Source organism: Aeromonas sp. 25-248, from assembly GCF_053005425.1.
Map to the genome: position 1 here is coordinate 133265 of NZ_JBRKTB010000011.1, position 11242 is coordinate 144506.

General features: G+C 65.5%; 8 protein-coding genes. 4 read left to right on the plus strand and 4 right to left on the minus strand.

Translation table 11 applies throughout. From position 1 onward, the window contains the following. Positions 1-92 precede the first annotated feature (92 nt). Positions 93-4040 carry a trifunctional transcriptional regulator/proline dehydrogenase/L-glutamate gamma-semialdehyde dehydrogenase gene (gene putA / locus ACVDHI_RS15600; RefSeq protein WP_447212250.1) on the minus strand — a complete coding sequence of 1316 codons (3948 nt, stop codon included), beginning with the start codon at positions 4038-4040 and terminating at the stop codon, positions 93-95. 398 nt (positions 4041-4438) lie between these two features. On the opposite strand from putA, the gene ACVDHI_RS15605 reads away from it, so the two are divergent. Further along, entirely contained in the window at positions 4439-4876 is a 438-nt protein-coding gene (locus tag ACVDHI_RS15605) for a VOC family protein (protein WP_041211205.1), read from the plus strand. Between the two features lie 132 nt (positions 4877-5008). Here the strand turns inward: ACVDHI_RS15605 and fumC are convergent, their stop codons facing one another. Further along, positions 5009-6400: a class II fumarate hydratase gene (gene fumC / locus ACVDHI_RS15610; protein WP_447212251.1), complete on the minus strand. Its 1392-nt coding sequence runs from the start codon at positions 6398-6400 to the stop codon at positions 5009-5011. A 122-nt stretch (positions 6401-6522) separates the two neighbouring features. Between fumC and ACVDHI_RS15615 the strand changes: the two genes are divergently transcribed. From ACVDHI_RS15615 to ACVDHI_RS15625, 3 genes are read left to right on the plus strand one after another with little or no spacing between them, the layout of a single operon-like run. Further along, positions 6523-6951 carry a MarR family winged helix-turn-helix transcriptional regulator gene (locus ACVDHI_RS15615; protein ID WP_201969554.1) on the plus strand — a complete coding sequence of 143 codons (429 nt, stop codon included), beginning with the start codon at positions 6523-6525 and terminating at the stop codon, positions 6949-6951. Between the two features lie 37 nt (positions 6952-6988). Then, the gene (locus ACVDHI_RS15620; RefSeq protein ID WP_447212252.1) at positions 6989-8050 is read left to right on the plus strand and encodes an efflux RND transporter periplasmic adaptor subunit; all 1062 of its coding nucleotides are present in this window, start codon (positions 6989-6991) and stop codon (positions 8048-8050) included. A 7-nt stretch (positions 8051-8057) separates the two neighbouring features. Then, positions 8058-9596, plus strand: a complete 1539-nt coding sequence (locus ACVDHI_RS15625) for a DHA2 family efflux MFS transporter permease subunit (RefSeq protein WP_103255044.1) — start codon at positions 8058-8060, stop codon at positions 9594-9596. A 66-nt stretch (positions 9597-9662) separates the two neighbouring features. On the opposite strand, the gene pepE is transcribed toward ACVDHI_RS15625, so the two are convergent. Both pepE and ACVDHI_RS15635 read right to left on the minus strand, forming a co-directional pair. Next, positions 9663-10391 carry a dipeptidase PepE gene (gene pepE / locus ACVDHI_RS15630; RefSeq protein ID WP_223917136.1) on the minus strand — a complete coding sequence of 243 codons (729 nt, stop codon included), beginning with the start codon at positions 10389-10391 and terminating at the stop codon, positions 9663-9665. A 120-nt stretch (positions 10392-10511) separates the two neighbouring features. Further along, entirely contained in the window at positions 10512-11123 is a 612-nt protein-coding gene (locus tag ACVDHI_RS15635) for a response regulator transcription factor (protein WP_447212253.1), read from the minus strand. Between the last annotated feature and the right edge of the window lie 119 nt (positions 11124-11242).

The window sequence follows — 11242 nt, forward strand, 5'->3', positions numbered from 1 at the left end:
CGACAGGGGCGGCCTTTTTCATGGGCGTGTCCCATAGACGAAAGAACAAGCCCCGCATCGGCGGGGCTTGAGTCTCCGTCACTATGTGGCGCTTAGCCTATGGTCATCAGGCTGGCGTTGCCACCGGCGGCGGCGGTGTTGACCGAGAGGGCGTGCTCGATGAGCAGGCGCTCCAGCGGGATGTCGGTCTCGCCGCGATGCAGGCCGTGCACACCGATGATGGCGCCGTTACGGGCTGCCTGGCGCGCGGCGGCGAGCTTGCTCACCTCCCGCAACTGATCCGAGTCGCCGTGGTGCAGCAGGGCATCGAAGTCCGTCTCCCCCGTGGCCCAGTCCGCCACCAGCGCGATGGGATCCCGCACCTCGGTCGGCAGGGAAGAGAGCAGGGAGCGTGTCTGGGTATCGTCCGGCAGCAGCACCTGGCTGCCGACCGCCAGACAGGCGGCTAGCTGGGCCAGCAGGTCGGCCTTCTCCTGGGCAAGACAGAGCACCCGTTCCCGGGGCAGCAGACTGTAGCTGTTGCGCTCGCCGGTGGGGCCGGTCAGCAGCTGGGTACGGCCGCTCTGGGAGAGCGCGGCGTAGTGATCGCACAGGGCGGCGAGGGCCGGATCCTGTTTGCTCGCCCAGCCGCGCAGGGCCACGAGGGGGGCTTTCGCCTCGGCATGCAGGGCACCGGACTCCTGGTGCAGCTGGTTGGCCACCGCCTCCTGGGGACGGGCGCCGAGCAGGCGATACATGTAGAGCGGGCCGCCGGCCTTTGGACCGGTGCCGGAAAGCCCTTCCCCACCGAAGGGTTGCACCCCGACCACGGCGCCCACGATGTTGCGGTTGACGTAGAGGTTGCCCACCTTGGCCACGTTCACCACCTGGGCGATGGTCTCGTCGATGCGGGTATGAACACCCAGGGTCAGGCCGTAGCCGCTGCCGTTGATCTGCTCGAGCAACTCCCCGAGCCGGGTGCGCGGGTAGCGGACCAGGTGCAGCACAGGGCCGAACACTTCGCGTCCCAGTTCGTCCAGGCTGTCGAGCTCGATCAGGGTCGGCAGCACGAAGGTGCCGCGGCTGCAGGCATCCCCCTGGGTGCGGGCGATCTGGTGCACTTTGCGCCCCTTGTCGCCCATGGCCTTGATGTGGCGCTCGATGTTGGCCTTGGCCTCGGCGTCGATGACGGGACCGATGTCGGTGGAGAGGTGCTCGGGGCTGCCGACCTTGTACTCGGCCATGGCGCCCTTGAGCATCCGGATCACCCGATCCGCCACGTCATCCTGCACGCACAGCACTCGCAGGGCGGAGCAGCGCTGACCGGCGCTGTCGAACGCCGAGGAGATGACATCCATCACCACCTGTTCGGTCAAGGCGGAGGAGTCGACGATCATGGCGTTCTGGCCGCCGGTCTCGGCGATGAGGGGAATGGTGCGGCCCTGGGCGTCGAGGCGACCGGCCAGGTTGCGGGAGATGATGCCCGCCACCTCGGTGGAGCCGGTGAACATGACGCCGCGCACCCGTTCGTCCGCGATGAGCGCCGCACCCACGGTCTCACCACGGCCCGGCAGCAGTTGCACCGCTCCGGCGGGTACCCCCGCTTCCAGCAGGATGCGCACCGCTTGTGCCGCGATGAGGGGGGTCTGCTCGGCAGGTTTGGCCAGCACCGTATTGCCGGCGGCCAGGGCCGCGCACACCTGGCCGCTGAAGATGGCCAGCGGGAAGTTCCAGGGGCTGATGCAGACCACGGGGCCGAGCGGCCTGTGGGTGTCGTTGGCGAAGTGGTTGCGCGCCTGGGCGGCGTAGTAGCGCAGGAAGTCCACCGCTTCGCGCACCTCGGCGATGGCGTTGGCGAAGGTCTTGCCGGATTCGCGAACCAGCAGGCCCATCAGGGGTTGCAGTTCGGATTCCATCAGATCGGCGGCCCTGTCCAGCACGGCGGCCCGCTCGGCTGGCGGGGTGGACTGCCAGATCTGGCCGCTCGTGAGGGAGCAGGCGAGCGCCTTGTCCACCAGCGCTACCGTGGCTTCGCTCACCTGACCGACGACATCGCGGTGATCCGCCGGGTTGAGCACGGGCTGGAACTGGGTCGGCGCCTCGGTGTCGCAACCCAGCATGGGCACGGCCTGATAGGCGGTGTTGGTGCTGGCGAGCAGGGCGGCGGAGAGGGACCCCAGGCGGTGCTCGTTCGCGAGATCCAGACCTGCGGAGTTCGGGCGCGCCTCGCCGTAGAGATCCCGGGGCAGGGGGATGCGCGGATGGGGCAGACCCAGGGTCCCTTCACGGGCGGCCATCTGCTCGATCTGCTGCACCGGATCCTGCACCAGATCCGAGAGGGAGATGTTGTTGTCCGCGATGCGGTTGACGAAGGAGGTGTTGGCCCCGTTCTCCAGCAGGCGGCGCACCAGGTAGGCGAGCAGGGTCTCGTGGCTGCCCACCGGAGCATAGATGCGGCAGGGGCGACCCAGCTTGCCATCGGCCACCTTGCCGACCACCTGTTCGTAGAGCGGTTCACCCATGCCGTGCAGGCACTGGAACTCGTACTGGCCCGGGTAGTAGTTCTGACCGGCGAGCTGGTAAATCGCCGACAACGAATGGGCGTTGTGGGTGGCGAACTGGGGATAGATGGCCTCGGGCACCGCCAGCAGCTTGCGGGCGCAGGCGAGGTAGGAGACGTCCGTGTAGGGCTTGCGGGTATAGACCGGGTAGCCTTCCAGCCCTTCCTGCTGGGCGCGCTTGATCTCGCTGTCCCAGTAGGCGCCCTTCACCAGACGGATCATCAGGCGGTGACGGCTGCGCTTGGCGAGATCGATGACGTAGTCGATCACATAGGGGCAGCGCTTCTGGTAGGCCTGGATGACGAAGCCGATGCCGTTCCAGTCGGCGAGGGACGGATCGAAGCAGAGCTTCTCCAGCAGATCGAGGGAGATCTCCAGGCGATCGGCCTCCTCGGCGTCGATGTTGATGCCGATGTCATACTGCCTGGCGAGCTGGGTCAGGCCCAGCAAGGTGGGGTAGAGCTCCTCCATGACGCGATCGTACTGGGCGCGGCTGTAGCGCGGATGCAGGGCGGAGAGCTTGATGGAGATGCCCGGCCCCTCGTAGATGCCGCGACCGTGGGAGGCCTTGCCGATGGCGTGGATGGCCTGCTCGTAGGAGGCCAGATAGCGTTTGGCGTCCTCCTCGGTCAGGGCCGCTTCCCCCAGCATGTCGTAGGAGTAGCGGAACCCCTTGCTCTCCATGCCGCCAGCGTTCGCCAGCGCCTCGGCGATGGTCTCGCCGGTGACGAACTGTTCACCCATCAGGCGCATCGCCATGTCGACGCCCTTGCGGATGAGCGGCTCACCCCCCTTGCCGATGAGTCCCTTGAGGGAGCTGTTCATGCCCGCCTCGTTGTGGGTGGCCACCAGCTTGCCGGTGATGAGCAGACCCCAGGAGGCCGCGTTGACGAACAATGAGGTGCTCTGGCCCAGGTGCTGGCTCCAGTTGCCGCCGCTTATCTTGTCGCGGATCAGGGCATCCCGGGTCGCCTTGTCGGGGATGCGCAGCAGCGCCTCCGCCAGGCACATCAGGGCCACCCCTTCCTGGGAGGAGAGGGAGAACTCCTGAAGCAGCCCCTGCACCAGGCCCTGACGGCCGCTGGCGCTCTTCTGGTTGCGCAGCTTCTCGGCGATGCCCATGGCCAGCTTCTGGGTCGCGTCAGCCTTCTCCTTGGGCAGACGAGCCTGCTCCAGCAGCATGGGGACGGCTTCGGTCTCGGGGCGGCGATAAGCCCCCGTGATGGCGGCCCGCAGCACGGACTGGGGCAGAATGCTCTCGGCAAACTCGAGGAAGACCTGGATGCCCTGCTCGGTCAGGGTCTCGACGGCCTCTTCCCCGGCGGCGGCAGCCAGCCCGGAGTGCTCGGGCGGGGTCAGACCGCGATCCAGTTGCTCCAGATAGGTGAAGATGGCTTGCTTGATCAGCCAGTGGGGAGTGCGATCCAGGGTCTGCGCAGCCTGTTTGAGGCGGTCGCGGGTCGCTTCATCGAGTTTGACGCCGAGGGTGGTAGTGGCCATGGGACTTCCTGTGTCTAGAAGGTAACAATATTACCGGACGGTTAAATTTCGCTGATGATGGTGCAACCAGGTGCAACCTTCAAGCAAGAAATTTTAATGTATTGGTTACATTGTTGAATTCTTCCATGAATCCGGTCTCCATCAGGCTCCTTTCAAACCAGCTGCTTGTCCGCTTTTCACAGCATTATTAATGGGTTGGCAATGCATCTTATGAATGCTGATGTGAGGTGCAACCCATTGCAAATGTGGTTGCACTTTTGGAGGTTAGGCCGAGGTGGGGCTGTGATCACGGCTCCCCATGCGGGGAGGGGGACCGGATCGCCACCTGACAGAGCCCCGTGCTCTTCTATGCTGTTAGCTGGCCACAGGGGCCAGCTATCGGTGACAAGGAGAAACCCATGGCGCGTGTCAGTACCTATCTCAATTTTGCCCGGGAGACGGAGGCTGCCTTCCTCTTCTATCGCGAAGTGTTCGGCGGTGACTTCAGCGGCCCCATCCACAGGTTCAAGGAGTCCCCGGGTTGCCCGGGCCAGCCCCCTCTATCGGAGGAAGACGGGGAGCTGGTGATGCATGTGGCCCTGCCCATCCTTGGGGGACACGTGCTGATGGGCACGGATGCTCCGGCCAGCATGGGGTTCACCCTGGTGCAGGGCAACAACAGTTACCTCAATCTGGAGCCGGACAGCCGAGGCGAGACCGATCGCCTGTTCGCGGCCCTGGCCGAGGGAGGCAAGGTGGAGATGCCGCTGGCGGAGATGTTCTGGGGTGACTATTTCGGATCCCTGGTGGACAAATTCGGCACCCACTGGATGTTCAACTGCCAGAGCAAGACCTGACGGCAGATCTGCAATGAAAAGGGCGCCATGGCGCCCTTTTCATCTTTATTGCCCATCACGGTTCCTATTTGCTGTGGCCCGCCACCTGCGCTGGTATGCCCCGGGCATGGGATTGCCGTGCAGTGCGCTGCCTTATGGCGTGCGGCCCACCATGTCGCCGGGGATCACCCAGGCATCGAATTGCTCCGCGCTGAGGTGGCCCGAGGCAATGGCCGCCTCCCGCAGACTCAGTCCCTGATGGTGCGCCCGCTTGGCGATCTCGGCCGCCTTGTCATAGCCGATATGGGGGTTGAGGGCCGTCACCAGCATCAGGGAGCGGGAGAGCAGATCGTCGATCCTGGCCTGGTTCGGGGTGATGCCGACGGCGCAGTGGTCGTGGAAGCTCTGCATGCCATCAGCCAGCAGCCGCACGCTCTGCAGAAAGTTGTGGGCGATCATGGGCCTGAACACGTTGAGCTCGAAGTTGCCGCTGGCGCCGCCGATGTTGATGGCCACATCGTTGCCCATCACCTGGGCGCACAGCATGGTGAGCGCCTCGCTCTGGGTCGGGTTGACCTTGCCGGGCATGATGGAGGATCCAGGCTCGTTCTCGGGGATGAGCAGCTCCCCCAGCCCGCTGCGGGGGCCGCTCGCCAGCCAGCGCACGTCGTTGGCGATCTTCATGAGGGAGGCTGCCAGCGTCTTGAGGGCACCGTGGGCGTGAACCTGGGCGTCACTCGCCGCCAGGGCCTCGAACTTGTTGGGGGCGCTGATGAGCGGCAGGCCGGTCTGCTCAGCCAGGGTCCTGGCCACCGCCTCGGCAAAGCCGGGAGGGCAGTTGAGGCCGGTGCCCACGGCGGTGCCGCCGAGCGCCAGCTCGCACAGATGGGGCAGGGCGGCCCGTAGATGGCGCTCCCCCTGTTCGAGCTGGGCGACCCAGCCGGAGATCTCCTGGCCCAGGGTGAGGGGAGTGGCATCCTGCAAATGGGTGCGGCCAATCTTGACGATGTGGTCGAAGGTGGCGGCCTTGCCTGACAGGGCCTGTTTCAGGGCAGCGAGGGCCGGCAGCAACCGCTGCGTGATGGCGGTGACCGCCGCCAGGTTCATGGCGCTCGGGAAGACATCGTTGCTGGACTGGCTCTTGTTTACCTCGTCGTTGGGATGCACCAGCCGCGCTTCCCCCCGGGGGCCGCCGAGCAGTTCGCTGGCCCGGTTTGCCAGCACCTCGTTGAGGTTCATGTTGGTCTGGGTGCCGGAGCCGGTCTGCCACACCATCAGGGGAAACTCGGCGTCGTGCAGGCCGCGCAGGATTTCGTCGGCGGCGGCCATGATGGCCTGGGCCTTGCGGGCGGGGAGCAGCCCCAGAGCGTGGTTGACCCGGGCACAGGCGGACTTGATGCGGGCCAGGGCATGGATGATCTCCATGGGCTGGCGCTCCCCCGAGATGTTGAAGTGATGCAGGGAGCGCTGGGTCTGGGCCCCCCAGAGCCTGTCCGCCGGGACGGCTATCTCCCCCAGGCTGTCCCGCTCCATCCTGATATCCATGACGTGTCTCCTGCCGTTGAGGTGGTGGCACCCAGCATGAACCCAAACGGCGGCCGGGGCCAGCTTGCACATGGATACGCTTTGCATATAATAAGTGAAGCTTACTATATAGGTTGCATATCATGAACAAACAACCGGACACCCTTGGCTTTCTCATCGGCGACGTCCAGCGTCTGATGCGCCGCCAGTTCCAGCAGCAGCTGGAGGGGAGCTGCCTCACCCTGGCCCAGGCAAGAGCCCTGGTTCACATTGCGCGCAGCGAAGGGATCCGCCAGGTGGAGCTGGCGGAGCGGCTCGACATCCAGCCCATCACCCTGGCCCGTCAGCTCGATCAGCTGGCGGAGAGCGGCCTGGTGGAGCGGCGCAGCGACCCCCATGACAGGCGTGCCTATCAGCTCCATCTGACCGAAGGGGCCACCCCCTATCTGGCGATGATCAAACAGGCGTCCGATCTGGTGCATCAGAGGGCCATCGGCGAGCTGGGGGAGGAGGCGACCGAGGCGCTGTGCCGCTCCCTCAAGATCCTGCGTGCCAACCTCGGCCACCTCTGATGCTTTCCTGTGATGCCAACCAACGTGGAGCGATATCATGACCACTGATTCCCCCTCTTCCTCCCGTCCCGCCGCCAACCGGCGCCGCACCCGCCTGCTGTTGCTGGTGGTGGTGCCGGCACTGGCCCTGATCGGGGCGGGGGTTATCTACCTGCAGGGCGGGCGCTATGTGGAGACGGACAACGCCTATGTGAAGGCGGACAAGGTTCCCATCAGCACCGAGGTGCTGGGCCGGGTGGCCAAGGTGTTCGTCGAGGAAAACCAGCAGGTCCGGGCCGGCCAGCCGCTGTTCGAGCTGGATCAGGAGTCCTTCCGGGTGGCCGTGGCCAAGGCCGAGGCGGAACTTGCGAAGGTGCGCACCGATCTGGTGGCGCTGCAGACCAGTTATCGCGGCCAGCAGGCGGAGATCGCCGTGGCCCGCACCCGCCATGCCTATGCCCTGAAGGAGGAGCGTCGCCAGGCGGATCTGGTGACCAGGCACTTCACCTCCACCGCCAATTACGACGATGCCCGCCAGCTCACCATACAGACCGCCCAGCAGCAGGTGGCGCTGGAGGAGGGGCTCAAGAAGATAGAGGCCTCCCTGAACGGCGACGTCAACCTGCCGGTGGAGCAGCAGCCCGCCTATCAGGAGGCCGCCGCCGAGCTCGCCAAGGCCAGGCTGGATCTGGCTCGCACCACCATCTATGCCCCCGCCAACGGCATCGCCAGCCAGTTGCCCAAGCCCGGCCAGTACAGTCTGGTGGGCATGACCGCCATGATGCTGGTGGAGACCGACACCCCCTGGGTGGAGGCGAACTTCACCGAGACAGAGCTGACCCATGTGCAACCTGGCCAGAAGGTGGACATCAGTGTGGATACCTACCCCGATGCGCACTGGACCGGGGTGGTGGAGAGCCTGAGCCCGGCCACAGGCTCCGAGTTTTCGGTGATCCCGGCCCAGAACGCCACCGGCAACTGGGTCAAGATCGCCCAGCGAGTCGCGGTGCGCATCAAGCTGGACGAAATGGCCTCCGGGCCTACTCTGCGCGCTGGCCTGAGCGCCATCACCAAGATAGACACCGGCCACAAACGCAGCCTGCTGGGCTGGTCATTCTGAGGTTAATATGACGACGCAAAGCCATCAGGGGGTGGATCAGAGCTCCCGACGTGGCTTCATCACCCTGTCGGTGATGTTGGCCACCATCATGCAGGCGCTGGACACCACCATCGCCAACGTCGCCCTGCCCCATATGCAGGGGGCCATGGGCGCCACCCAGGATCAGATCTCCTGGGTGCTGACCTCCTACATAGTCGCGGCCGCCATCTTCATGCCGCTGACCGGTTTCATCTCGGCAAGAATTGGCCGCAAAAGGCTGTTCATGTGGTCGGTGGCGGGCTTTACCGTTGCCTCCATGTTGTGCGGCGCGGCCCAGAGCCTGGATCAGATAGTGCTGTTCCGCCTGCTGCAGGGGATCTTCGGTGCCAGCCTGGTGCCCCTCTCACAGGCGGTGCTGCTGGACACCTATCCGCCTGAGAAGCACGGCTCTGCCATGGCGCTCTGGGGGATAGGGGTCATGGTGGGTCCCATCCTGGGGCCGTCGCTGGGGGGCTGGCTCACCGAGTACTACAACTGGCGCTGGGTCTTCTACATCAACCTGCCGTTCGGCCTGCTGGCCTGGTTCGGGCTTGCCGCCTTCATCGAGGAGACGAAGATCGATGCCAGCCGCCGCTTCGATCTGCTGGGCTTCGCCCTGCTGAGTCTCGGCATAGGGGCATTGCAGATGGCGCTGGACAGGGGGGAGTCACAAAACTGGTTCGCCAGCCCCGAGATCGTCATCGAGACCGCCCTGATGGTGATGGCGTTCTACCTCTTCGTGGTGCATATCTTCACCCACCCGCACCCCTACATAGAACCGGCCCTGTTCCGGGATCGCAACTTCAGCGTCGGTCTGCTCTTCATCTTCATCGTCGGCATCATCTTGCTGGCGACCATGACGCTGCTGCCTCCCTTCATGCAGGGGCTGATGGGTTACCCGGTGATCGACGTGGGTTACCTGCTCGCCCCGCGCGGGGTGGGCACCATGGTTGCCATGATGCTGGTGGGCAGGCTGTCGGGCCGGGTGGACGCCCGTTACCTCATCCTGTCAGGGCTGCTGCTCACCAGCTTCTCCATGTGGGAGATGACCCTGTTCAACACGGACATCGGCAGCTGGGACATAGTGCGCACCGGCATCATCCAGGGGCTGGGGCTCGGCTTCATCTTCGTGCCACTCTCCACCATCACCTTTGCGACCCTGGCGCCGCGCTATCGCAACGAGGGGACGGCGCTGTTCAGCCTGGTGCGCAACATCGGCAGCAGCATCGGCATCTCGGTGGTGATCACCTATCTGGCCCAGCGATCCCAGATGAACCACGAGGCGTTCGCCGCCTACATCACCCCGTTCAATGTCAACCTGCATCAGGGCGGGGGCATGGCGGAGCTGATGACGCCGAAGGGGCTGGCCATGATCAACGGCGAGGTGACCCGGCAGGCCAGCCTGCTCGCCTACCTGCAGGATTTTCGCCTGATGATGTGGGTCAGCCTGTGCGCCGTGCCGCTGGTGGTGTTGCTGAGGGCTCCCGGGCGCAGCGGCTCTCGGGAGGAGATGGCCATTCTGGAGTGAATCACGAAGGGGCGAGCAACAAAGAAAGAGGGATGGCGCAGGCCATCCCTCTGTCGTTTGGCAGGATCAGCGTGCCGGCGTGAAGGGGGTGAGCGCTGCCAGAGGCGCAGCGTCCCCGTATTCCCGGATGGGCTCGCCGTGCTTGAAGATCTTGAAAGTCTCGCCCCGGGCGCTCCAGTATTCGATGCTCTCGCCGCCGATCTGCAACAGGCTCGCCTCGCGCAGGGCCACCACGGATTCGCTCGGGTTGATGGCGCAGAATTCGGCCAGACGCTCGTCCCGGGTCTCCCCCATGTGGCCGCTGATGCTGGCGTCCAGATAGTGGGGGTTGATCTGCACGGGGAAGAGCCCCAGCGCAGGCAGCACCACGGCGCTGCACACCGGCATGTCGTTGGTGGTGCGGATGCTGGGGGTGGCCACGTTGCAGCCGGCGCTCCAGCCCACATAGGGCACGCCCCGCTCGCGCACCGCACGCTGGATGGGGACCACCAGACCATACTCGTGCAGCCGCTGGTTCAGGAGCCAGGTATTGCCGCCGCTGATGAAGATGGCGTCGGCCCGGTTGATGGCATCCACCGGATCGTCGAAGTGATGGATGCTGATGGCGTCCACCCCCAGACTCTCGGTGAGCTCCCGGGCGCGGGCATCCCAGTCGCTGCGGATCACCGCGTAGGGGATGAGCAGGATGCGCTTGACCTGGTTGCGAGCGAGCAGGGTTTGCACCCGGTCGCGGGCCCAGCCGAGCAGGCCGGGGTGTTCTGTGGTTTTACCGTTGCTGAGCAGAAGCAGTTCCATGATGTGTCCTCGAAACAAGGCGCAGGACCCGGGCGATCCTGGTGAAGAGAAGAGGGCACTCTACCGCCATCGAAGCGCCAAATGTGTGATCTCGGCCCGTTTTGTACGGTTGCAGGCCACTCAGGGGTGTTCGTTCACCTGCGCGTAGCGCAGCAGCATCTCGGCGAGGGAGTTCACCGCCAGGCGTTTCATCAGGCTGGCGCGGCACACCTCGACGGTGCGAACCGAAATGCAGAGATCCTGCGCTATCTGCTGGTTCTTGTGGCCCCGGGCGATGAGCTGCAACAACTGGCGTTCGCGCGGGGTGAGGCGCTCAAAGGCGGCCAGCTGGGTGAGGCGGGTGGCCGCCGCCTGCGTCGCCTGCTCGGCCCGCTCGATGGCGGCGAGCAGGGGGGCCAGCTGCACCGGCTTTTGCAAGAAATCCACCGCCCCCTGCTTGAGGGACTCCACCGCCAGTGGCACCTCGCCGTGGCCGGTGAGAAAGAGGATGGCGATGGGGCTCTGGGCCGCCTTCAGCCGCTGCTGCACCTCGGGGCCAGAGAGCCCCGGCATGCGGCAGTCGAGGATGAGGCAGGCGGGCTGGTGCAGATCGACCTCTGCCAGAAAGCGCTCGCCATCGGCAAAGCTGAACAGCTGCCGCTCGTCGCAGCTCTCCAGCATGAAGCGCAGGGAGTCGAGCACGGCCTCGTCGTCGTCGACCAGATAGAGCGGGGGGCGGGAGGGGGACGTCATCTCAGTTCCTCGGTGTCGGCGGGTGGGGGGGGGGGGCTGAGGCGGGGTCCTCGGGGGGCGGGCCCGGGAGGGAGAACCGGGGCCAGCAGGCGTGGGGGGGCAGGGTCTCCAGACTGGAA